Origin of the sequence: Halomonas korlensis, from assembly GCF_900116705.1 — a bacterium.
Taxonomy (GTDB): Bacteria; Pseudomonadota; Gammaproteobacteria; order Pseudomonadales; family Halomonadaceae; genus Halomonas; species Halomonas korlensis.
The window spans coordinates 62,232-83,884 of record NZ_FPBP01000006.1 but is presented as its reverse complement, the minus strand read 5'-3'; the positions used below and the strand labels follow the sequence as shown (position 1 = coordinate 83,884).

General features: G+C 63.6%; 21 protein-coding genes. 10 read left to right on the top strand and 11 right to left on the bottom strand.

What is annotated here, in order from left to right; translation table 11 throughout:
- Window positions 1–48 precede the first annotated feature (48 nt).
- The 3 genes from trkA (at window position 49) to BM341_RS09735 (ending at window position 4,243) form a co-directional block, all read left to right on the top strand.
- Window positions 49–1,422, top strand: coding sequence for a Trk system potassium transporter TrkA (gene trkA, locus BM341_RS09745; protein WP_089795383.1), 1,374 nt, complete (start codon window positions 49–51; stop codon window positions 1,420–1,422).
- Window positions 1,423–1,479: 57 nt separating this feature from the next.
- A complete protein-coding gene (locus tag BM341_RS09740; protein WP_089795381.1) occupies window positions 1,480–2,928 on the top strand; it encodes a TrkH family potassium uptake protein in 1,449 nt (482 codons plus the stop codon).
- A 79-nt stretch (window positions 2,929–3,007) separates the two neighbouring features.
- Window positions 3,008–4,243 carry a TraB/GumN family protein gene (locus BM341_RS09735; RefSeq protein WP_089795379.1) on the top strand — a complete coding sequence of 412 codons (1,236 nt, stop codon included), beginning with the start codon at window positions 3,008–3,010 and terminating at the stop codon, window positions 4,241–4,243.
- Between the two features lie 107 nt (window positions 4,244–4,350).
- On the opposite strand, the gene BM341_RS09730 is transcribed toward BM341_RS09735, so the two are convergent.
- The 3 genes from BM341_RS09730 to BM341_RS09720 all read right to left on the bottom strand — a co-directional run bounded on the left by BM341_RS09730 (window position 4,351) and on the right by BM341_RS09720 (window position 8,016).
- Complete coding sequence (locus tag BM341_RS09730; RefSeq protein ID WP_089795378.1) at window positions 4,351–6,318, bottom strand: hypothetical protein; 1,968 nt, start codon at window positions 6,316–6,318, stop codon at window positions 4,351–4,353.
- 122 nt (window positions 6,319–6,440) lie between these two features.
- Window positions 6,441–7,217 carry a tRNA-uridine aminocarboxypropyltransferase gene (locus BM341_RS09725; RefSeq protein ID WP_089795376.1) on the bottom strand — a complete coding sequence of 259 codons (777 nt, stop codon included), beginning with the start codon at window positions 7,215–7,217 and terminating at the stop codon, window positions 6,441–6,443.
- 64 nt (window positions 7,218–7,281) lie between these two features.
- Complete coding sequence (locus BM341_RS09720; protein ID WP_089795374.1) at window positions 7,282–8,016, bottom strand: SIR2 family NAD-dependent protein deacylase; 735 nt, start codon at window positions 8,014–8,016, stop codon at window positions 7,282–7,284.
- 246 nt (window positions 8,017–8,262) lie between these two features.
- Here BM341_RS09720 and BM341_RS09715 point away from each other — a divergent pair, with 246 nt between their 5' ends.
- A complete protein-coding gene (locus tag BM341_RS09715) occupies window positions 8,263–8,784 on the top strand; it encodes a DUF6647 family protein (protein WP_089795371.1) in 522 nt (173 codons plus the stop codon).
- 134 nt (window positions 8,785–8,918) lie between these two features.
- Here the strand turns inward: BM341_RS09715 and BM341_RS09710 are convergent, their stop codons facing one another.
- Both BM341_RS09710 and aceK read right to left on the bottom strand, forming a co-directional pair.
- Complete coding sequence (locus tag BM341_RS09710) at window positions 8,919–9,338, bottom strand: SpoIIAA family protein (RefSeq protein WP_089795369.1); 420 nt, start codon at window positions 9,336–9,338, stop codon at window positions 8,919–8,921.
- A gap of 77 nt (window positions 9,339–9,415) precedes the next feature.
- Complete coding sequence (aceK, locus tag BM341_RS09705) at window positions 9,416–11,161, bottom strand: bifunctional isocitrate dehydrogenase kinase/phosphatase (RefSeq protein ID WP_089795367.1); 1,746 nt, start codon at window positions 11,159–11,161, stop codon at window positions 9,416–9,418.
- Window positions 11,162–11,408: 247 nt separating this feature from the next.
- Here aceK and BM341_RS09700 point away from each other — a divergent pair, with 247 nt between their 5' ends.
- Window positions 11,409–12,566 (top strand): cation diffusion facilitator family transporter, encoded by a 1,158-nt coding sequence (locus tag BM341_RS09700; RefSeq protein WP_089795365.1) that lies wholly within the window; start codon window positions 11,409–11,411, stop codon window positions 12,564–12,566.
- Window positions 12,567–12,581: 15 nt separating this feature from the next.
- Here the strand turns inward: BM341_RS09700 and BM341_RS09695 are convergent, their stop codons facing one another.
- On the bottom strand, window positions 12,582–13,748 hold the full coding sequence (locus tag BM341_RS09695; protein ID WP_089795363.1) for an alpha/beta hydrolase: 1,167 nt from the start codon (window positions 13,746–13,748) through the stop codon (window positions 12,582–12,584).
- Window positions 13,749–13,865: 117 nt separating this feature from the next.
- Window positions 13,866–15,437, bottom strand: a complete 1,572-nt coding sequence (locus BM341_RS09690) for an alpha/beta fold hydrolase (RefSeq protein ID WP_245784236.1) — start codon at window positions 15,435–15,437, stop codon at window positions 13,866–13,868.
- A gap of 128 nt (window positions 15,438–15,565) precedes the next feature.
- Between BM341_RS09690 and BM341_RS09685 the strand changes: the two genes are divergently transcribed.
- A complete protein-coding gene (locus BM341_RS09685) occupies window positions 15,566–16,249 on the top strand; it encodes a hypothetical protein (RefSeq protein ID WP_089795362.1) in 684 nt (227 codons plus the stop codon).
- Between the two features lie 135 nt (window positions 16,250–16,384).
- Window positions 16,385–16,861: a peroxiredoxin gene (locus BM341_RS09680; RefSeq protein ID WP_089795360.1), complete on the top strand. Its 477-nt coding sequence runs from the start codon at window positions 16,385–16,387 to the stop codon at window positions 16,859–16,861.
- A 75-nt stretch (window positions 16,862–16,936) separates the two neighbouring features.
- Here BM341_RS09680 and dkgB read toward each other — a convergent pair whose 3' ends face one another.
- Window positions 16,937–17,767, bottom strand: coding sequence for a 2,5-didehydrogluconate reductase DkgB (gene dkgB / locus BM341_RS09675; RefSeq protein ID WP_089795619.1), 831 nt, complete (start codon window positions 17,765–17,767; stop codon window positions 16,937–16,939).
- A 171-nt stretch (window positions 17,768–17,938) separates the two neighbouring features.
- Here dkgB and BM341_RS09670 point away from each other — a divergent pair, with 171 nt between their 5' ends.
- The 3 genes from BM341_RS09670 to BM341_RS09660 all read left to right on the top strand — a co-directional run bounded on the left by BM341_RS09670 (window position 17,939) and on the right by BM341_RS09660 (window position 19,886).
- Window positions 17,939–18,712, top strand: coding sequence for a pseudouridine synthase (locus BM341_RS09670; RefSeq protein ID WP_089795358.1), 774 nt, complete (start codon window positions 17,939–17,941; stop codon window positions 18,710–18,712).
- Window positions 18,713–18,825: 113 nt separating this feature from the next.
- Window positions 18,826–19,662 carry a tRNA cyclic N6-threonylcarbamoyladenosine(37) synthase TcdA gene (tcdA, locus tag BM341_RS09665; RefSeq protein ID WP_245784235.1) on the top strand — a complete coding sequence of 279 codons (837 nt, stop codon included), beginning with the start codon at window positions 18,826–18,828 and terminating at the stop codon, window positions 19,660–19,662.
- Entirely contained in the window at window positions 19,659–19,886 is a 228-nt protein-coding gene (locus BM341_RS09660) for a DUF1653 domain-containing protein (RefSeq protein WP_089795357.1), read from the top strand. Before tcdA ends, BM341_RS09660 begins: the two co-directional genes overlap by 4 nt.
- 138 nt (window positions 19,887–20,024) lie before the next feature.
- Here BM341_RS09660 and bfr read toward each other — a convergent pair whose 3' ends face one another.
- The 3 genes from bfr to BM341_RS09645 form a co-directional block, all read right to left on the bottom strand.
- Window positions 20,025–20,507 carry a bacterioferritin gene (gene bfr / locus BM341_RS09655; protein ID WP_089795355.1) on the bottom strand — a complete coding sequence of 161 codons (483 nt, stop codon included), beginning with the start codon at window positions 20,505–20,507 and terminating at the stop codon, window positions 20,025–20,027.
- A 259-nt stretch (window positions 20,508–20,766) separates the two neighbouring features.
- Window positions 20,767–20,973, bottom strand: coding sequence for a (2Fe-2S)-binding protein (locus BM341_RS09650; protein ID WP_089795354.1), 207 nt, complete (start codon window positions 20,971–20,973; stop codon window positions 20,767–20,769).
- 129 nt (window positions 20,974–21,102) lie between these two features.
- On the bottom strand, window positions 21,103–21,600 hold the full coding sequence (locus tag BM341_RS09645) for an RDD family protein (protein WP_089795352.1): 498 nt from the start codon (window positions 21,598–21,600) through the stop codon (window positions 21,103–21,105).
- Window positions 21,601–21,653: the final 53 nt, after the last annotated feature.

Below are 21,653 nucleotides of genomic sequence, written 5' to 3'. Positions count from 1 at the left end.
TGCGACGCACAATAGGCGTCACCGGGAACGGAAGCGGACACAACAAACATGAAAATCATCATTCTTGGCGCAGGCCAGGTGGGTGGCACGCTGGCCGAACACCTGGCCCGCGAGGAAAACGACATCACCGTGGTCGACACCGACGGCGACCGATTGCGCGAACTGCATACCCGGCTCGACATCCGCACCGTGGTCGGGCCGGGCTCTTACCCGATGGTATTGCGCCAGGCCGGCTGCGAGGACGCCGACATGCTGATCGCGGTGACCAGCCGCGACGAAGTCAACATGATCGCCTGCCAGGTCGCCCACACGCTGTTCCGCACGCCGACCAAGATCGCTCGGGTACGCGCCACCGCTTACCTCACCCGCAAGGGGTTGTTCGCCCACGAGGCGGTACCCATCGACGTGCTGATCAGCCCCGAGCAGGTAGTCACCGACCACATCCGCCGGCTGATCGAGCATCCCGGCGCCCTGCAGGTGCTGGAATTCGCCGGCGGCCTCGTCCAGCTGGTGGCGGTCAAGGCCATCTATGGCGGCCCGCTGGTTGGCCAGGACCTGGCCTTCCTGCGCCGCCACATGCCCAGCGTCGATACCCGTGTGGCGGCCATCTACCGCCGCAACCGCCCGATCATTCCCCGTGGCGACACCGTTATCGAGGCCGACGATGAGGTGTTCTTCATCGCCGCGCGCCGCGACATCCGTGCGGTAATGAGCGAGCTTCGCCGCCTCGACCGCGACTTTCGCCGCGTGGTCATCGCCGGGGGCGGCAATATCGGCGAACGCCTCGCCGAGCACCTCGAGCACAGCCACCAGGTCAAGATCATCGAGCACAGCCTCGAGCGCTGTACCCAGCTCTCGGAGCGCCTCGACCGCACCGTGGTGCTGCACGGCAGCGCCACCAGCAAGCGGCTGCTCGAGGAAGAGAACATCGAGGAATGCGATATCTTCTGCGCGCTGACCAACGACGACGAGGTCAATATCATGTCCTCGATGCTCGCCAAGCGCATGGGCGCCAAGAAAGTGTTGACGCTGATCAACAACGCCGCCTATGTCGACCTGGTGCAGGGCGGTGAGATCGACATCGCCATCTCGCCCCAGCAGGCTACCATCGGCAGCTTGCTGACCCATGTGCGGCGCGGCGACATTGTCAATGTGCACTCGCTGCGTCGCGGCGCCGCCGAGGCCATCGAGGCCATCGCTCATGGTGATGTCCAGTCCTCGAAGGTCGTCGGCCGCCCGATCGGCGAGATCGACCTGCCCAAGGGCACTACCATCGGTGCGGTAGTGCGCGGCAAGAACGTATTGATCGCCCACGACGACGTCGTGGTCGAATCCGGCGATCACGTGATCCTGTTCGTGATCGACAAGCGCCGCATCCGCGATGTGGAAAGACTCTTCCAGGTCGGCCTGACATTCTTCTAATGCAGCCACGGCATTTGCTGCCGCCGTCACGGCGTTTTCGATGAGGAGAGCCGCGCCATGAGCCTGCGCATGATCCTGCGTATCCTGGGCCTGCTGTTGATGCTGTTCAGCTTGACCATGATGCCGCCGATCCTGATCTCGCTGCTTTACGCCGACGGCCTCTGGGACGCCTTCGCCACCGCCATCGCTATCACCGTGGTGACGGGTGCACTGATGTTCCTGCCCAATCGTAACGCCCGGCGCGAGCTGCGCACCCGCGACGGCTTTTTGATCGCCGTGCTGTTCTGGAGCGTACTGGCCCTGTTCGGCTCGCTGCCGTTGATGCTGACCGGCGCCGATGCGCTGTCGATCACCGATGCGGTGTTCGAGTCCTTCTCGGGGCTCACCACCACCGGGGCCACGGTGATCACCGGCATCGAGTTCCTGCCCAAGTCGATTCTCTACTATCGCCAACAGCTGCAGTGGCTGGGGGGGATGGGGATCGTCGTGCTGGCCGTGGCGATCCTGCCGACCCTGGGCGTCGGCGGCATGGCGCTGTATCGCACCGAAATTCCGGGGCCGCTGAAGGACTCCAAGCTGACCCCGCGCATTACCGAAACCGCCAAGGCGCTGTGGTACATCTATGCCAGCCTGACGATCGCCTGCTTTCTTGCCTACTTCGCCGCCGGCATGGACTGGTTCGATGCCTTGGGGCACAGCTTTTCCACCGTCGCCATCGGCGGTTTCTCCACCTATGACACCAGCATCGGCTACTTCGACAGTGCCGCCATCGAGCTGATCTGTGCGGGCTTTCTGATCGTCTCGGCAATGAGCTTCAGCCTGCACTTCGTCGCCTGGCGCCAGCGCAGCGTGACGCACTATTTCCAGGACCCCGAGGCACGCTTCCTGATGCTCTTCCTCGCCGGGCTGACGGTGATTACCGTGATCTCGCTGTGGCTTTCGGGTCAGTACGGCACCGCGATGGGTCTACGTCACGGTTTCTTCGAAGTGGTCTCGATCGCCACAACCTCGGGGTTCGCCGTCGCCGACTTCTCGGCCTGGCCCGGCGCCCTGCCCTTCCTGCTGTTCGTGGCCGCCTTCGTCGGCGGCTGCTCGGGGTCGACCGGTGGTGGCATGAAGGTGATCCGCATCATCCTGATCCTCAAGCAGGGCATGCGCGAGGTAATGCGCCTGATTCATCCCAGTGCGGTGATCGCCGTCAAGGTCGGCAAGGTCAGCGTGCCCGATGGCATCGCCCAGGCGGTATGGGGGTTCTTCTCGGCCTATGTGATGCTGTTCTTCCTGATGCTGGTGGGCGTGATGGCCACCGGCGTCGACCAGGTCACCGCCTGGTCCTCGGTAGCCTCGGCGCTCAACAACCTCGGCCCGGCGCTGGGCGATGCCTCCGCCAACTACGGCGACCTGCCGATGGCCGCCAAGTGGATTCTCGTGGTGGCCATGCTGCTTGGGCGCCTGGAGATCTTTACCGTGCTGGTACTCTTCACGCCCGCGTTCTGGCGGCGCTGATACCGAGGCATCGAGGGTTTGGCGTGACGGGGCCCTTCATGGATAATCACTCTCTTCGACCATTGAATACCGAGCGTCCATGACCGACTCCCAGGAATCCGTGATCGCCGAGCGACAGGACGGCAGCACCAGCGGCCCGCGCCGCGTCGTTCAGGTTGGCGACACCCGCTACACCCTGCTGGGTACCGCCCATGTCTCCGCCGAGAGCGCTGCGGACGTACGGACGATGATCCGCTCGGGGGACTACGACGCGGTGGCGATCGAGTTGTGCGACTCGCGCCGCCAGAGCCTTGCCAATCCGGATGCCATGGGTGAACAGGACCTGTTCCAGATCTTTCGCCAGGGCAAGGCTGGCATGGTCGCCGCCAGCCTGGCGCTGGGCGCCTTCCAGCAGCGTCTCGCCGAGCAGTCCGGCATCGAGCCCGGCGCCGAGATGCGCGCCGCGCTGGAGGAATCGCGCCGCTCCGGGCTGCCGCTGGTGCTGATCGACCGCGACGTGGGCGTGACGCTCAAGCGCATCTACCACAACGTGCCGTGGTGGCAGCGTTTCGGGCTGTTCTCGGGCCTGCTCGGCAGCGTAATGTCGCGTCAGGAGGTGTCTGCCGCGGACATCGAACGCCTCAAGGAAGGCGACGTGCTGGAGTCCACCTTCAGCGAGTTCGCCGCCGAGTCGAAGAACCTCTATGTGCCGTTGATTACCGAGCGTGACCGCTATATGGTGCTGCGCCTAGCCGAGGAGGCTCCGCCGGGTCGCTATCGTCATGTGCTGGTAGTGGTTGGCGCCGGCCACATGAAGGGCATGGCCGAGCAGCTGGAGGCGGAGGTTCCCGTCTCGCCGGTTGCCGAACGCCAGCAACTGGAGGACACTCCACCACCGTCGAAACTCTGGAAGGCGCTGCCCTGGCTGATCACTGCGCTGGTGCTGACCGGCTTCGCCATCGGCTTCTCGCGTAATACCGATCTGGGCTGGCAGCTGGTCATCGAATGGTTCCTGATCAATGGTGTGCTCTCGGGCGCCGCCACCCTGGCGGCTCTGGCGCACCCGGTGACCGTGATCGCAACCTTCTTTGCCGCCCCGCTCACCTCGCTCAATCCCACCATCGGCGCCGGGTTCGTCGCCGCCGGGGTCGAACTCTACATGCGCAAGCCCAAGGTGCGTGACTTCTCGACCCTGCGCCACGATGTCACCGAGCTCAAGGGCTGGTGGCGTAACCGCGTCTCGCGCACCCTGCTGGTGTTTATCCTGGCCACGCTGGGCTCGGCCGCCGGCACCTGGATCGCCGGCTTTCGCATCGCCGGGGCGCTCTTCGGCTGAGCCTGCCCCCAACGCCCTGTCTGCTGTCTGCATCGGCTGCCAAGGCGGCGCCGGGAAAGCCCCGGCGCCGTTCTACCGCTACCCCGAGTCTACCGCCTCTCCCAGGTCTACAGCTCCTTGGCCCAGCTCTCGCGCCCCAGCGCCATGACGCGCTCTACCTCGTCCGCCGGCACCGCCTGGGTATCGCCGAGTTCCAAGGGGTCGTAATGGAAGACATACAACCGCGAGGCGAACTCGGCGATGGGTAGCGAGGCTTCGCCAGGGCGCTCGCCGTAGCCCTGGGTCTGGCAGGTGATGCCCTGCCCCCAGTCCTGACCGCTGTCGTTGTTGGGGTTGTAGAAGTAGACGCGCATCACGCCCTGCGGGTCCAGCGCCACCCGCAGAATGGTGATCGCATGCCGGCCGACGAAACGCGCGGCACTGTCGGTCACCGCGATACCCGCCGGCTGCGGGTGGATCAGCGGCAGGTTGCCGTTGTAGTAGGGGTGGTAGCGCACATAGAACTGGCGCAAGAAGCCCTCGTAGTCGTCGAGCTTGCCGGTGTGAATGTCGGCCACGACCCGAAAGCCATAGCCCACCCACCAGCCGTAGAACTCCGGATTGATCCAGCGGTGCAGGTCGTCGTCGCGCTCCCCGCACAGCCGCCCCATCTCCATGTAGAGGCGGTCGAGGTGCGGCACCAGGATCAGCGACACCGGGTCGACATCCAACGGCGCTTCCTTGGCCAGGCCCGGCTCCAGCTCGCGTGACGATACGCGTTGACCCTCGAAACGCGCCAGCACCTCGTCATCGCGCGCCGCCCAGGCCACCAGCTGCAGCAGATAATCGGCATCGTTGTAGGCCCACATGGACAATCCGATCACTGACTGGCAGGTCGGATTGTTGCCCTGCCCGACACCCAGCGGCTGACCCAGCAGGCTCAACACCCCCGCGAGCAGGAAGACCCGCGCCGGCCTGGCCTCACCGAAGACCTGACGCAGGGTTGCCTCGGACTGCTCGGACAGCGGCAGCTCGATCTGGCGCCACAGTGCCGCGGCGATCGGCGGCGTGAACAGGGCACCACGCTCGAGCAGCAGTGTCAGGCCGTAGACGGCCTGGCTGGTCTCGGGATAGATCGCCTCGTCGATCAATGCATGCACCAGCTGCGGATAGCACTTCATTACCTCATGGCCGGTACTGCTGAGCCCCAATGCAGCCGGCAGCAGGTCGTCGCGGCGATGGTGCAGATGGCGAACCAGCACCGGGTGATACGGCGACACCAGCCCGGTGTCATGCATGGCGCGCGCGAAGCCGCTTACCTCTTCGATCAACGCGTCATCGTCCATGTCCGCCAGGCGTTGGGCATAGATCACCAGCCCCGGGTCCTCGCGACAGCCCGGGGTCGGGCCGAACAGGGCGCTCACCAGACGCGCGGCGCTGTCCATTCCGGCGGTTTCGATCGCCGGGTCGAAGAGGCACTTGGCGATCTGGCTGATCATCTGCTTGATGCCATCGGCCTGCAACGGGCGCTGGGCCAGCAAACGCCAGACTTCTTCGACCAGGCTTTCAAGGATGCTTTCGTAGCCCAGGCGGCTCAGCATGTACTGGTAGAGCGTGTGGACGAGCGTGCCCAGCGCTTGCGGGCGCTCGCGGTCGGCCTCGCTCATCTGCTCCGACAGCAGGTCGAGGTTCAGCGCCATCACCTGGGTCAGGAAGTTTCTCGCCTGCTCGGCCGAGATGCCGGGATGGAAGTAGTCACCCGACGCGACCGCCAGCAGGCGGATCTCGCTGAGCGCCTCAATGACCGTGTAGCTCGGCTCGCCGTGGCGAAGGGTACGCTCGGCCAGCACCGGCTGAAGGATGGCCGGCTGCCCCCAATCGCTATTGGCAAAGACCCCGGCCGCCTCGATGTCAGGCACGCGGGCATACAGTGCATCCAGCCCCCCGGGGGCGATCATCAGCGCCTGCGCCGAACTCAGCACCTCGGTTTTCGGTGGCTTGGGTTCGGTCAGGCGGGCCTGTACGAAGCGTTCGAGCGCGGCGTCGAACTGCTCGAGCGCCGTCTGGAGAGCATCAGCGGGGTGATCGGGGGTCATGAGGGCCAGGTTCCTTCCCTTGCGGTGGTGATGCCGAGTCGTCTCGGCAGCGTCCTCACAAGATAGTGGCCCTCCACGCCGACCGCACGCCGCGTTTGCACGGCATGGCCGTCACGCCTCGACTAGGCATCAGCCTGTCGCGAGCGCAAGCGGCGCATTGCCGCGGTGGGTGTCTCGAGCTTCTCGAAGCGTCGACTGGCGGCGTAACTGTCGTTGAAGACATCGAAATAGTCGTCGAGCACCTCGCCCGCCGTGACGTCGCCGGACTGCGTCAAGAGCTCGGCGGCCACCTCGGCAGTGCACAGATGGGCCGCGGACGCCGGCTTGCGCAGCCGGTAGCGAGTCAGCCGCTCGGTTGCCAGCGGCAGCACCGGCAGCGAATCGAGGTAGGGACTCTTGCGAAAGATACGCCGGCACTGCCGCCAGGTGCCATCGAGAATAATAAAGACCGGTATTCGCCCGTGGACTTTCTCGACGGCCACTGCATCCATACCCACCACGCTTTCGGCATAGTCCGGCTGGTCGTCGGGAAAGACCACGAAGGGCGCGTAACGACTGTCCGCAAGCAGGGCCAGCAGGCGCTCGTCCGGTGCCGTGCGATACCAGGTGAAGACCTCGGTATCGGGCAGCACGTCGCGGATCAACCGGCCGGTATTGGTGGGCTTGTGGTGCTCCAGCGGGTGCGTCAGCAGCCAGACCCGCGCGGTGCTCTCGGCGCCGACCCGATAGGGACACAGGCAGTTGAGCGCCGGCAGGTTGCAGCCCGCACAGCGCCTGACCAGGCTGCCGCGCGCCTTGAACTCGCGGCGCGGCGGTCGCGGATGACCAGTCGCGGGGTCACTAGAGAGACCAGTCGCGGGGTCACGGTCGATAACCTCGGTAAATGCGTCGTCCAGCATGGTACGGCTCGAAAAAAGGGGCGAGCATTCTAGCATGCCCGTACCGCAATGACGCTCGGACGGGTCAGCCCAGCAGCGTCTCCGGCAGCCAGAGCCGACCCTCGCGCTGCCAGTGACGGACCAGTGCCGGCACGCCCTGCCCCGCAGACTGGTTGAGTCGCGCCACGCCGGGAGGCGCCAATACCTGGGCGTCGGGGTCGACCAGCACGCAGGGCGCGTCCAGCGGGGCATGATCGAGCAGCGAGGCGGCCGGCATCACGGCAAGCGAGGTGCCGACCACTAGCAGCAGGTCCGCCTCGGCGGCGACCTCGCACGCCTCGACGAAATGCGGCACGGCCTCGCCGAACCACACCACGTCGGGGCGCAGCTGGCTGCCCTTGTCGCACAGATCGCCGAGGGAGATGCCGCCGCGCGGCAGCGGATAGTGCATGCGCGGATCGACGGACGAGCGCGCCTTGAGGATCTCGCCGTGCAGGTGCAGCACCTGGCGCGAACCGGCCCGTTCATGCAGGTCATCGATGTTCTGGGTAATGATGCTGACCCGAAAGCCCCGCCGCTCCAGGCTGGCCAACGCCTGATGCGCGGGATTGGGGCGTGCGCGGCGCACCTGGTCGCGGCGCATGTCATAGAAGCGCAGCACGCGCTCGGGGTCTCGCCGCCAGGCCTCGGGCGTGGCGACATCCTCGATAGCATGATCGGCCCAAAGGCCGTCGCTGGCTCGAAAGGTCTGGATACCACTCTCGGCACTGATCCCCGCACCGGTGAACACCACCAGATGCGGCGCTCGCTGCTTCGCCATTTATCCCCTCTCGCCACTCTGGCGCCAGTCACTCACTTTCCAGAAATTACCATTGAGTGAAATTACCACTTTGGGCCCCAGTGCGACCAGAAAGTGCATCGCCGACGGACATTTCCAACATAAACCGGTCCGCCGGTAATGCGAGATATCCGCTACGTTTACCCTGTATGTGAGCCGCTTACCTGTATATGAGCCGCTTAAGAGTAGGTGACCTCTTTGCGGAGAGGTCCGGTCAAGGTATCCGCCATGCTACTCGTGCTTCGAAGCCTGCTGTTGTGCCTCCCGCTCATGCTATTACTCAGCGCAGCGCAGGCAGGCGATGATCGAGCTGAGCGGTCCATGACTCTCGCAGCGAAGATGACCGCTTGGGTGGCTGCGCAGACTGACTACACCGCGCCTGATCCTCCACCTGTTGAATTCCTTGATCAGATAGCCCTACGGCAACGCTGCTACCCTGGTTTCGATCTGAACCATGTCCCGCAGGTAGGTGGGCTCTATGATCCGAAGAATAAAACCATATATTTGGATGTTGACTGTGACCTCAATGATCTGACGTCCGCCAGCTATTTGCTGCACGAGGTCGTTCACCATGTCCAGCTCGCCAATAATGCACACTTACGAGTCAGGTGTCGTGAACAGTTAGAAGGGGAGGCGGTGACACTTCAGGCCCTTTGGTTAAAGGACAAGGGCATCTCCGATCCACTCGATGCACTCGGCATCGACGAGCGCACCTTACGTATCATCGGTTCGTGCCCTAGATCGGGGTGAAAGTTCCTGCCGAACTGTTTTCACTAACTGTAAACTGATCGAAAGGCACTATGTTGTTTGAAAGTCCCTGTCGCCTGAGCGGTAAACCGCCAGCCGCGGCTGGCGTTCTCGTTAGCAAATATGGCGCGGTAAGGTCAGGCCCCGTGATAGCCATCCTCTTCGGGGCTTTCATGATCCCCCTTGGCTAACTCACCGGCCCAGGCCATGGCCGCGACATGATCGCGCTTGGGAAAAGTGCGGATCTCCACGGCCTTGAACAGCCGCTCTTCGAGATGGGCAAGTTGCTTGACCCACTCCTGGTCGGTGACCACGGCGGCCCGGTGGTAGTGCTCGAGATCGCCAAGCTGGGTCAGGCCGTAGCCGATATCCCTCAGCAGGGCGGTCAGGGTCATGAAGCGCAGGGCGTCGATCTCGACCACCAGGCTGACCTTGGGATGGGCCCGCTTGGCGACCTCGATGGCATCGATGGCGCGCTGCAGCTCATGGGCGGTCACGACACCCCCCGCTTTCATCGCCACGACATGGTCCGCCGGATGGGAGATGAGGTCCAACATGGGCGTTCTCCTTGGGTTATGAGAAAAGCAAAGCGCCTCGGTCGCTTTCAGCATAGCGCGCTGTGACAGCCCTGCCGCTAGTAGACCAGGCCGTTGCTGTCGGTGCCCGCGAAGCGCTGCTTGTTGCGATACGGGTAGACGTCGATCACCCGCCCGTCGCGGATCGCCTGCTGTACGCTTTTCCAATAGTCGGCATCGAACAGTTCCGGATGCAGCTCGAAGAACAGCTTGCGCAGCCGCACGTCGGCGAACAGAAAGGGCCCGAATTCCTCGGGGAAAATATCGTTGGGTCCCACCGAATACCAAGGCTCGTCGGCGAGTTCCTGCTCGGGATACATGGGCTCGGGAATATGGCGGAAGTTACACTCGGTCAGGTAGCTGACCTCATCGTAATCGTAGAAGATCACTCGCCCATGGCGGGTCACACCGAAGTTCTTGAGTAGCATGTCGCCGGGGAAGATGTTGGCCGCCGCCATCTGCTTGATGGCGTTGCCATAGTCCTTGAGCACCGCACGGATCTCGTCGGCGTCGCACTGTTCCACGTAGATGTTCAGCGGCGTCATCATGCGCTCGGTATAGCAGTGCTCGATGATGACCTTGTCGCCCTTCAGGTGCACCGTCGAGGGCGCCACATGGAGCAAGTGTTCCAGGCATTCAGGGTCGAAGTGGTCCTGGCGGGCGATGAAGTGCGAAAACTCCTGAGTATCGGCCATGCGCCCCACTCGGTCGTGACGCTTGACCAGCCGATACTTCTCGCGCACGTTCTCGCGGCTCATTTCCTTGGTGGGGTCGAAACGGTCCTTGATGATCTTGAACACGGTGCGATAGGACGGCAATACGAACACCGCCATCACCATGCCGCGCACGCCGGGGGCGATGATGAAGCGATCCTCGCGCTTGGCGACATGGTGATTCAGCGCGCGAAAGAATTCGGTCTTGCCGTGCTTGAAGAAACCGATGGCGGCGTAGAGCTCGCCTTCCGGCTTGTCGGGCATCAGTTCCTTGAGGTAGCGGACGAACTCGCGAGGCACCTGGACGTTCACCTGGAAATAGGCGCGGGTGAAGGAAAAGATGATCGATACCTCGTCGGGCTCGATGATCACGGTATCCAGATGCAGCCCCTTGCCGTCGTCATGCAGCACCGGCAACACCAGCGGTACCTGCTCGCCGCCCCCCTTGATGCGACCCACCAGATAGGCGCCCTTGTTGCGATAGAACACGCTCTTGAGCAGCTCGATCTCGGCATCCGGAGCGTCGAGGATGGCGCCCGGCAGATGATGGCGGAGAAACTCCCCACCCAGACGGGCGTCGTGTTGCAGGTCGTCGTAGGGCGTCTCGAAGGGCGCCTCCGCCAGGGCCCAGCGAATCGCCGCATCCCAGTCGCCCCCCACCTTCACTCGACGGCAGCGCTCGATGCCCGAATGGTGGGCGGCGCCGTCCCGCGAGCTGTAGACAAACATCCAGTCATTGCGGATATGACGATGATGGAAGAGCGAGCAGAACATCGAATTGAAGTAGGTCTCGGCCAGTTCATAGTCGAGGCGCTGACTGATCAGCTCGGCATAGTGGCGCTTGGCCTCGCCCCAGCACTCGCAGTGGGTCAGCACCTCCTCGTCAAACGTGCGGCACAGGCGCTCGCGCGTCTCGTCGACCTTCTCACCGTAGAGGTTGATGCGCTCCGCCGAGGCCTGCTGAGCCTCCCGCCAGGCGGCATCACGAAAGCGCCGGCTGGCATCAGTGGTGATCTGTTTGAAGCGTGAGCGGTACTCGTCGAAGCCGTGCAACACGGTAGCGGCGAGTCGATAGGCGGGCGAATGCTTCATGGGTTCACTCCTGGCAGCGTCACCGTTCAGCATCCCCGATATCGCAGCGCAGCGCGAGCCGACCATGGTGGTGGTAGCATCCCGGAAGCGATGAAGAGCGAGTGTCATTATCGGGTCACGGAATGGTCGGGATGATCCTGCTCGTCAAGGAGATAAAAGGGCTTTTTCAAATCGGTACCTTTTTGGTACTCTTTGCAAGGCGTAGCCATTCGCGCCCCGGACACTACTCCGTTCAGGAACGCCTCCGATGTCGACCCCCCCAGAGCACCATCAGGCCACCCGCCGGGTTACCTACCTGTCCATCTGGGTCAACTGCCTGCTGGGCATCGCCAAGGTCATCACCGGAACGATTGTCGGCTCGGCCGCCCTGGTCGCCGACGGCGTGCATTCCTTCTCCGACCTGGTCACCGACAGCTTCGTGCTGACCGCGGCCCACTATGGCCGCCAGGGGCCCGACCAGGATCACCACTACGGCCACGGCCGTATCGAGACGCTGGCCACGCTGTTCCTGGGTAGCGTGCTGATTTTCGTTGCCGGCGGCATCGCCTGGTCGAGCCTGAATCGCCTGCTGGCGGGCGCCGATATCCCGCCACCGGGAATCTGGGCGATGCTACTCACCGCCTTCGCCCTGCTCGCCAAGGAGTGGCTCTACCATGTCACTCGCCGGATAGCGCGGCGCATCAATTCCAAGCTGCTCGAGGCCAACGCCTGGCATCATCGCAGCGACGTTCTTTCGACTGGTGTGGTGATGATCGCCCTGGTGGGCAGCCAGTTCGGCGTCGCCTGGCTCGACACCGCCGCGGCCATCCTGGTCGGCCTGCTGGTCGGCAAGGTCGGTTGGGAGCTGTTGTGGGACGCCGGCCGCGAGCTGGTCGACACTGCACTGCCGGAAGCCGAGCAGCAGCGCATGCGCGAGGTCGCCTGCGATATCCCTGGCGTCGAGGGCGTGCATGACCTGCGAACTCGCCAATCCGCCGGCCGCACCATGCTCGACCTGCACGTGGTGGTTTCGCCGCGCATCAGCGTCTCCGAGGGCCACGAGATCGGCAACGAGGTCAGCCGCCGCCTGCGCAACGCCTTCCCGGCGCTGACCGACCTGACCTTTCACGTCGACCCCGAGGACGACGCCGGCGAGGGCGACCCCAGCCGCTTCCCCGGCCTGCCGCTGCGCCCCGACATCGAGAGCGACCTCGCCGAGCGCTGGTCCAGGCACGAGGTCTGGCCCCAGATCCACGAGCTCGAGCTTCATTACCTCGATGGACGCGTGACCGTGGTGGCCTGCCTTGAGGAGTCCGCCGAGGTGGACTGCGAGCAGGCCCGCCGAGAACTCGACGCCGCCGCACGCGATCTTTCCTGGTACTCGCATCTGGAGTTTCGTCGCCTGCTCACCGCCAAGGCGTCATGACGCCGCTTGCGCGTCTCACTGCTGCTGCTCGCCCAGCCTCAGCACATGATTGACCGCGCGCCACAGCCCCCAGCCGTCGCGCCATCCCGGCGACACCGCCACATGCTCAAGCCCGCCGGCTTCGAACAGGCGCGCCTGACCCTCCGGCAGCGCGTCACGTAGCCGCCGGCTATGGCTGATCGGAATCACCCGATCTTGCGGCCCGTGGATCAATACCAGCTCCGCCTCCAGCCTGTCGAGGTCGCGGTTCGAGAGATCCAGCGCCTCGAGCTCGGCGATCAACGAGGGCGGCAGCGCCTCGATCAGCGCCTCTACCCGCGCCGGATCCTGGTTGGTCACCAGGGCGTAGAGCGCCCTGCCCTGCGGGCCGAGCCGTTCCACCTCTTCTTCTACTTGCTCGGCTCCTATTGGTTCGTCTTCTGCCGACTCGGCCTGGGATGCCAGCCGGCGCCGGGCAATGGTGGCGAGCCGCTCACGATCCCGCTCGTCCTCCAGCCACTGCAGCTGACTCAACAGCACCGCCCAGCGTGCGCCCCGCTGCGGCGGCGGTGCCGCCTGGCCCTCGCCGTGGCGATCCTCGCCGGTAGTGACATAGCGCAGCATCTCCACCAGGTCGTAATAGCCGCCCACGGAGACTATGAAGCTCACCCGCTGCGCGGTATCTTCCTGAAGGGCGGCAATCACTGCCGGCCCGACCGCGAAGCTGATGGCCGCCAGCGCCGTCTGCGGCTCGCCCTCGGGCAGCGCTTGCGTGGCATGGCGGATGGCGTCGGCGATGGCCACCACCTCGCGCGTGCTGATCGAATAATCGCGCAGCCCCTCGAGCTCCGGCACCATCACCGTGAAGCCCACGCGTGACAGTGTGGTCGCGAAATCCACCAGTCGCGGGTCGCGACGGCCGTCCTCGGTGAAGCCATGCACCAGGATCATCATGCCCCGGTCCGGCGTCGCCGGGTGATAGACATCCGCCTGGTAGTCACGACCCTCCTGCGCATAACGGATGCCCTCGCGGGTCGGGGCCTCGGTGCGTGCCTTGAGCCGGCTTTCCTCGCTGCCGGCGGCAAGGTCGCCCAGCACCAGCAAGGCCTCGTGACCCCGACTGAGGCTGCTGCACCCCGCCAGCAGAAGGACGATGACGACCAAGACCGCCAGACAAACGACTTGGTGCAGAAGAAGACGCAACGTGGCTCGGCTCGCTTGTGTCGTCAGGTGACATCCTCCCGGTAGGTCGCGTCCGCGAACTCGATGGGTACATCAATATTCACGAAGGTTAGCATCGTTCGCGGTCCTTACTCGCTGCTATTGCGGTGGTTCGATCACCCAAGGCTCCAGCGCCACCTCGTTCTTGCAGCTATCGTCGATGGTCTTGTAAGGGTCGTCGAGAAACGCATCGACCATGGTCGAACGACACTCGTTGACGGGGTTATGGCCCAGCCCCTGGTATTCCACGAACTGCAGGTTGGGCATGGTCTGGCGCACATGCTCACTCCAGCGTGTCCCACAGCAGGGGTCCATCTGGCCATGAATGGCCAGCGCCGGTATGTCCGATATCGGTGGGTCATTATGCTCGCTGGGCACGTCGCCATCCTCGCCCCACCAGCCGCAGACCCAGGGAGGCTCGAAGCCCAGAATGGCCGGCTCGCGCTGCACGGCGGCGATCGAGTCTTGCTTAGTTGGCCGATTGGCGCCCATATCGCCACAGACGTGGGCAAGGAAGTAGCCCAAGGCATAGTTCGGGGACTCCGTCTCGGGCTCGTAGCTGTCGATCAGGAAGAACTCCTCAAGGCGCGTGTAGTCGCCCGCCTCGATGTCGGCGACGAGGCTGGGCAATTCCGCATAGGCCGAGGGCAGCATCAGGTAGAGCGTATCGAGAAAGGCCGCGCCATCGAAGTAGAGCGTCTTGTCATTGCCGGCAGCATCTTTTACATCTACCACATAGGGTCGGCTATCCAGGGTGCGCCGCGCCCTGTCGACCGCGAGCAGCCAGCCGGGCAGCATCTCGCGGCATGCCTCGTCCTCGGCAACACACAGCGACAGCGTATCGTTGAAGATCTGCTTGGCCGTGTAGAACTCATCGACGGGGGGACGGTTGCGCAGATGGCTGAACCAGGGCCAGCCGAAAATTGCGGCGCGTATGCTGTCCGGGTGGTACTGAATGAAGGACAGCACGGTACCGCTACCCGTCGACGAACCGAAGGCATCGATGACGTCGTAGTCCAGCAGCTGGCGGATCTCATCGACATCACGCGATACCGCATGCTGGTTGTACTGTGCGACGTCGATCCCCTCTTCCGTGAGTTTCCGGTAGCACGCTTCTACGGCGCTGGTGATCGGTTGCAGGCGCTCCATGGGGTCAAGCGATGAGGTGATCGCCGGGGTATGAATGATGTTGTGGTAAGGGGAGACGGCCGCGTAGTCGGGACATTCCAGCGCCGGTTCGGCATGAATGAAGCCGCGATGGTCCATCGTCACCAGCGTGCGGTTGCCGATATCCTCGCGTAATTGCTCCATGTAGTCCCGGTTGCCCAGTGAGGAGTAGCCCGGGCCACCCGGGAAGAAGAAGACCGGTACCTCATCGGACGCTTCTTCTCCTTCAGGCTTTCCCTCCTCTGGCTCGATAACGGCCACTGGCAGCCGGACTTGATTGTCACTGGGCTCGTTCCAGTTCTCATAACCGTGAAAGGTGTAACAATCCGCGCCCAACTCGGTTAACGCTTCGGTTACGCATTCGGAGGCTTCCAGGCGCGGCACCGTCGCCGATTCAGTGGATTGCGCATGGAGGGAGGAGTGTGCCATCAGCAGGGAAAGGGAGACGGCACGCATGAAGAATCGGCCACCACGTCGGCGGGGCTGCCAGAGAGGGAGACTCATGACATACCTCCTGGGGGTTGTTCTTGCTGTTAGAGGGAGTTTCGTTTCAAGCTAGCGATCCGCCGTAAGGGCGTCAAACGGGTATGAAAGGCCCAACCGAAGGGCCACTGGCGGAAGGAAGGGGTTGAATGAATCTTCGTAACATTGCCCATTACGCAACAACCCGCAGGGTCACAGCCGTTGTCGCGTTAGCCATCCTCTTCCTCGCTTTCAGGTTCTTCCTGACGGAGCGCATGGAAGGCGGACCCTTCGTCAGCATGCTGACACTTGGGCTGGGCTTGTTTGGTATTTCTCTGGTATGGGATCGGATCGAGCAGTTCACGCTCTTTGGTAGCGAGATCAAGCTTAGAAACTTGACCAAGAGTGCCGAGCACATGCTTTCGAACCTGAGTGAGAGCAGGGTCTCTCTGTATCGGATCGCACTACGCCTCGTTAAGCAGGAGTCGAGAGTTCCTGATGATCTTCTTGACGCTCGCGACGAACGAAGCGTTGATGCTATAGATCTACTCAAGGAAATCGAGAAAGCCGATCTGATTGAGCCGCTAGCCCCGGAAATTATCGCAACGCTTGATGTCATTATCGACAAGACACATTCCAGGCTGCTCGAAGCCCCGTTGTTCGATCGGCAAGGCGCGGCGCCAGGTCCTGACGAGTTACTCAAGCGCTATGACGAGCACGCCATTGGCAATTTCGCCGCTGTACGCCAGGAAACACCGACCGATACGCGACTCTCCGAAACCATCGAACAACTCCGGATAATGCTTGAGTACCGCCACAAGGCGTCTACTGCGCTCCAGGACAGCAGACACTAGTACTGCGCCGACTCAATCCATGAAGCGGGCGTGGCGGCTCAGGGGGCATTGGCGAATGGCGCTAGAAGCATCAAACTGGGGTACGCTCCCAGAGGGGCGATCATACCTTTCATTACCCAGCGCACAGGAAAATCCATGACCATTACCCAGGGCGACAAGATTCCCGACGTGACGATCAAGACCAACGGCCCGGATGGCCCGCAGGACATCTCCACTGGCGAGCTCTTTGCCGGCAAGCGCGTGGTGCTGTTCGCGGTGCCCGGCGCCTTCACGCCCGGTTGCTCCAACACCCACATGCCGGGGTTCGTGGTCAACGCCGACAAGATCCTCGCCAAGGGCGTGGACACCATCGCCTGCATGGCGGTGAACGATGCCTTCGTGCTCGACGCCTGGCAGAAGGCGCAGAACGCCGAGGCCTTCACCATGCTCGCCGATGGCAACGCCGACTTCGCCCGGGCGCTGGGCACCGAAATGGACGCTTCCGGCGGCGGCATGGGCATTCGCAGCCGGCGCTTCGCGCTGATCGCCAATGACGGCGTGGTCGAGTACATCGGCATCGACGCCAAGGGCGTGGACAAGAGCAGCGCCGAAAGCGTGCTCGCCCGGCTCTAGCATTCCGGGCGATCGACGCCCAGCTGTTCACTCACTGCTCTTCAGCTAGTGCTGGCCACACCGCCAAACGTGCCCTCACGCATCCCAGTTGGGGGCGAAGTCCGGGTCGGCGATGCGCTCGCCGCGATCCAGGGCGGCGATGGCATCGCGCTCGGCCTGGCTCAGCTCGATCCGCAAGGCCTCGATGTTGCCCTGCAGGTTCTTGGCCTTGGTGGAGGACGGAATCGCCACGATGCCGCGCGAGACGACCCAGGCCAGGGCGATCTGCGCTGGGGTGGCGCCATGGTCGTCGGCGATGCGTTTGAGGGTGTCGTCTTTCATCACCTTGCCGACCGCCAGCGGCATGTAGCCGGTCACGGTGAGGCCCAGGCGCTGACAGTGCTCAACGACTTTATGGTTCTGCAGGAAGGGATGCACCTCGACCTGGTTGGTCAACAGAGCATCGGCACCGAGGAGTTCGACGGCCTGGTCGACCTGAGCGATGGTGAAGTTAGATACCCCGATATGCCGCGCCTTACCGGCCTGCCGGACGTCGCGCAGGGCGCCCAGGTAATCGGCCATGGGCACCGCATCATCGGGTGATGGCCAGTGAATCAGCAACAGGTCGAGGTAGTCGGTACCGAGCTTGGCCAGGCTCTCGTCGACGCTGGCCTTCAACGCCTGGGGCTCGAGCCTGTCGTACCAGACCTTGGTAGTAAGGAAAATATCCTTGCGAGACAAATCGCTTTCGGCGATCGCCGCGCCGACATCGGACTCATTGCCGTACATCTGGGCAGTGTCGATGTGGCGAAAGCCGCATGCCAGCGCGGCATGAACCGACTGCTTGAGAGTGTCGCCCGTGAGGCGGAAAGTGCCAAGGCCGGGATTGGGTAAAGGGGTGTGCTCATGAAGGCTCCTGGGCGTTATCCGAACTTTGTAAAAAACTGGGTAAAAAAACTGGGCGAAACGCTCATCTGCTGTAGCAGTGAGATGCGGGAGGATCGCCACGACTTCAAGGCCGGGGTGACAACACCGCCTCGGGCAGCGACAATAGCGCCCTTTTTTGCCTTTGTGCTCTTTACCTTTGTCGATGCCACCATGACGCCACCGCTGACCCTACTCTATCGCGACGATCATTTGGTCGCCGTGCGCAAGCCGGCGGGCCTGCTGGTGCATCGCACGGCCCTCGCCCGCGGCGAGCGCGAGTTCCTGTTGCAGCAGTTGCGTGATCAGCTTGGCCAGCGCGTCTATCCGGTGCATCGGCTGGACCGCCCCACGTCCGGGGTAATGATTTTCGCGCTGTCGCCCGAGGTGGCCACGCCGCTGGCGGCGGCCTTCTCTGAGCGCCGGGTGGCGAAACGTTACCTGGCGGTGGTGCGCGGGGTAGGGCCTGAACGGGCACGCCTCGACTACGCGCTGCGCGAGGAGGATGGCCGACGCCCCAAGGCCGAAATGCCGGCGCTGGCCGCCGTCACCGAGGTCAAGCGCCTGGACAGCGTCGAGCTGCCAGTGAGCGTCGACCGCTATCCCCAGGCGCGCTATTCGCTGATGGAAGCACGCCCGCTGACCGGACGACGCCACCAGATTCGCCGACATCTCTCGCGCCGCGGCTATCCCATCATCGGCGACGCCAAGCACGGCAAAGGCAACCACAATCGCTTCTTCAAGGAACAGCTGGGCTGCCCGCACTTGTTATTGGCAGCGGTCGGCCTGGCCTTCGACCATCCGATCGACGGACGCCCGCTGCGGCTCACCTGTGGTCTCGAACCGACGATGGCGGGCCTGCTCGAGCGCTTCGGTTGGGCCGGCCACCTGCCGGTGAACCGGGCGCAGTTCGAAGCCTCCACTGTCGACTCTGTCCCAACGCCATAGTGCGCGATTCCATAATGCACTACCCCATGACACCCACACCCATGCCTATGCCCATAAGCGATTCCCCGACCTCATTCGAAAACGACTCCTTGAGCGACGCCGCGACACAAGACATGCCGCCCTTCACCAGCCATTCTGGTGACGACCACGAGCTGCGCTTCGGCGGTATCCGCCGGCTCTACGGTGGCCGCGCCTTCGCACGCTTTCGTCGCGCGCATGTGGTCGTGGTCGGCGTGGGTGGGGTCGGTAGCTGGGCGGTCGAGGCGCTGGCCCGCTCGGGGATCGGCAAGCTGACGCTGATCGACCTGGACGATGTCTGTGTGTCCAATATCAATCGCCAGTTGCACGCGCTGGACGGCACCATTGGACGCCCCAAGGTCGAGGTGCTGGCCGAGCGCTGCCGGGCCATCCAGCCGGAGATCGAGGTGGTCGCCGACAGCGCCTTCGTCACGCCGCACAATCTCGCCGAGCGCCTCCCTGCCGATGCCGACCTGGTGCTCGATGCCATCGACAACGTGATGGCCAAGGCGGCGCTGATCGCCTGGTGCAAGCGCCGCAAGTTGCCGATCGTGGTGACCGGGGCGGCGGGTGGCCAGACCGACCCGACGCGCATTCGCGTGGCGGACCTGTCGCGCACCGAGCACGACCCACTGCTCGCCAAGGTGCGTGCGCGATTGCGTCGCGATTTCGGCTTCTCGCGCAACCCCAAGCGGCGCTTCTCGGTGGAGTGCGTCTATTCCGACGAACAACTGGTCTATCCTTCCAGCGATGGCGAGGTGTGCTTGCAAAAGCCCGGCACCGGCGACGTCACCCGGCTCGATTGCGCCTCCGGGTTCGGCGCCGCCACCTTCGTCACCGGCAGTTTCGGCTTCGTCGCTGCCTCGCGCGCCCTGGCACGACTGGCCAAGCAAGCGGCTATCCGCCCCCCGACCGAAGGAGCCACGACATGAGCCAAGCCCTCCCCGTTCCCGGCATCTATTCCCATTACAAGGGACACCACTACGAGGTGCTCGGCGTCGCCCATCACAGCGAGACCGAGGAGCCGCTGGTGGTCTATCGCGCGCTCTACGGCGATTACGGCCTGTGGGTGAGACCGCTGGAGATGTTCACGGAAACCGTCGAGGTGCAGGACGAGCCGGTGTCGCGGTTCGCGCTCGTGAAGGCCTTTTCTTGACAAGCGTGAGGGACTTTCTTGACAAGAAAGTTTTCTGACGCGGCGACCTCGAGCACGACCGCTGCCTGGCTGACACGACAAGACGCCCCGCTGCGAACAGCGAGGCGCTGAGATATAATGCAGCAGGCGCTGGCGCGCTTATTCGTCGCCGGCTTCCTGCATCTGCGTCTGCATGTAGTTCTCGATACCCACCTTGTCGATCAGGCCGAGTTCGGTCTCGATATGATCGATGTGGTCTTCCTCGTCGGCGAGGATGTCACGGAAGAGATCACGGCTGACGTAGTCCTTGACCTGTTCGCAGTGGGTGATCGCCTCGATATAGTCCTCACGGCCCTCGTGCTCGATCTTGAGATCGCATTCGAGCATCTCGCGCACGTTCTCGCCGATGTGCAGCTTGCCGAGATCCTGGAGGTTGGGCACGCCTTCGAGGAACAGGATGCGCTCGATCAGCTTGTCGGCGTGCTGCATCTCCTCGATGGACTCATCATATTCCCACTTGGCCAGCGCCTTGAGGCCCCAGTCCTTGTACATCTTGGCGTGCAGGAAATACTGGTTGATGGCCACCAGCTCGTTGCCGAGCGCGGTGTTGAGATATTCGATGACCTTGATATCGCCTTTCATCGTCGTGCTCCGTGGTTGTCGCGGTCAGGTGTCGGGGCTTGCCGAAGCCAGCGCTGCCGGCAGGCGCGCAGCAGCACTCAGTATGTATGACGTAGCTTAGTATTGGCTAGTCAACATGGAAAGTGCAACAACGACAACAGCTTGGGAGAAGCTCAGGCGCAGTTAAGGAAAGTTGAGCGTCGTCCGGGGGCGGCACGGGGCACTTGATGGCGCGTAGCGCCGCCTCTGGGAAAGGCAGCGCAGTGGGGCTGTCATGCGATCACACCGCGTAGGCAAGATCGGCGGAAGCGGCGTTCAGTTCCCTGACCACGGCCTCGCGGGTAATGTCCTTGCCCAGGCAGGCGCATTTGCCGCACTGGGTGCCGCAGCCGGTATCGGCCTGCACCTCGCGCCAGCTGCGCGCCCCGTCCTCGACGGACTGGCGGATCTGATGGTTCGTCACACCCTTGCAGATACAGACATACATTTGGCTCACCTCGTTCGTCAGCGCTACCCGAAGACCGTGACAGCAAATGTAAATGATTCGCATGGGTCATTACAACCCAAAACCGTACCTTTTTTGTCCTATTTATCGGTCCTGTTTATCCGACCGCGCTCAACGGTCGATGTTTCGGCGCGTCTTGTCGGGCTTGGGCAGCACCACGACCTGGCTTCGCGAGGCGATATCGCCCCAGCTACGCCGCTGGGGGTCGAACAGCACCCACCAATAGCCAAGGCCCAGCGCGGCCAGCGACACCCAGGCCATGAGAAAACGCACCAGCGCCTGGACCGGGGTAATCGAGGCGCCATCGGGAGTCTGCACGCGTAGCCGCCAGGCCTGCATGCCCAGCGTCATGCCGCCGCGCACCCAGAAGAAGGCGAAGAAGGCAAAGGCGCTAATCAACAGCAGCGCCCGCAGCGACAGCACCTGGGCCAGCCCGCTGCCGACCTCCTCGGGCGGCAGTCCCAGCACCAGGCGCACCGTGACCAGATGCAGCGCCGTGACCAGCAGCCAGATCGCCGCGACCAGAAAGCCGTCGTAGAGCATGGCACCCAGCCGCCGGCCGAGACCGGCGGGCCAGACGTCGTCGAGTTGGTCGAAGCGTCGTTGCATGGCAAGCCCTTAACGAGTCAGGTGGCGCCCGCGACGGAGCGGTAGGCAACGTT

Coding starts and splice junctions, on each gene's coding strand:
- trkA (WP_089795383.1), top strand. CDS start 49: ATGAAAATCATCATTCTTGGCGCAGGCCAGGTGGGTGGCACGCTGGCC.
- BM341_RS09740 (WP_089795381.1), top strand. CDS start 1,480: ATGAGCCTGCGCATGATCCTGCGTATCCTGGGCCTGCTGTTGATGCTG.
- BM341_RS09735 (WP_089795379.1), top strand. CDS start 3,008: ATGACCGACTCCCAGGAATCCGTGATCGCCGAGCGACAGGACGGCAGC.
- BM341_RS09730 (WP_089795378.1), bottom strand. CDS start 6,318: ATGACCCCCGATCACCCCGCTGATGCTCTCCAGACGGCGCTCGAGCAG.
- BM341_RS09725 (WP_089795376.1), bottom strand. CDS start 7,217: ATGCTGGACGACGCATTTACCGAGGTTATCGACCGTGACCCCGCGACT.
- BM341_RS09720 (WP_089795374.1), bottom strand. CDS start 8,016: ATGGCGAAGCAGCGAGCGCCGCATCTGGTGGTGTTCACCGGTGCGGGG.
- BM341_RS09715 (WP_089795371.1), top strand. CDS start 8,263: ATGCTACTCGTGCTTCGAAGCCTGCTGTTGTGCCTCCCGCTCATGCTA.
- BM341_RS09710 (WP_089795369.1), bottom strand. CDS start 9,338: ATGTTGGACCTCATCTCCCATCCGGCGGACCATGTCGTGGCGATGAAA.
- aceK (WP_089795367.1), bottom strand. CDS start 11,161: ATGAAGCATTCGCCCGCCTATCGACTCGCCGCTACCGTGTTGCACGGC.
- BM341_RS09700 (WP_089795365.1), top strand. CDS start 11,409: ATGTCGACCCCCCCAGAGCACCATCAGGCCACCCGCCGGGTTACCTAC.
- BM341_RS09690 (WP_245784236.1), bottom strand. CDS start 15,437: ATGAGTCTCCCTCTCTGGCAGCCCCGCCGACGTGGTGGCCGATTCTTC.
- BM341_RS09685 (WP_089795362.1), top strand. CDS start 15,566: ATGAATCTTCGTAACATTGCCCATTACGCAACAACCCGCAGGGTCACA.
- BM341_RS09680 (WP_089795360.1), top strand. CDS start 16,385: ATGACCATTACCCAGGGCGACAAGATTCCCGACGTGACGATCAAGACC.
- BM341_RS09670 (WP_089795358.1), top strand. CDS start 17,939: ATGACGCCACCGCTGACCCTACTCTATCGCGACGATCATTTGGTCGCC.
- tcdA (WP_245784235.1), top strand. CDS start 18,826: ATGCCGCCCTTCACCAGCCATTCTGGTGACGACCACGAGCTGCGCTTC.
- BM341_RS09660 (WP_089795357.1), top strand. CDS start 19,659: ATGAGCCAAGCCCTCCCCGTTCCCGGCATCTATTCCCATTACAAGGGA.
- bfr (WP_089795355.1), bottom strand. CDS start 20,507: ATGAAAGGCGATATCAAGGTCATCGAATATCTCAACACCGCGCTCGGC.
- BM341_RS09650 (WP_089795354.1), bottom strand. CDS start 20,973: ATGTATGTCTGTATCTGCAAGGGTGTGACGAACCATCAGATCCGCCAG.
- BM341_RS09645 (WP_089795352.1), bottom strand. CDS start 21,600: ATGCAACGACGCTTCGACCAACTCGACGACGTCTGGCCCGCCGGTCTC.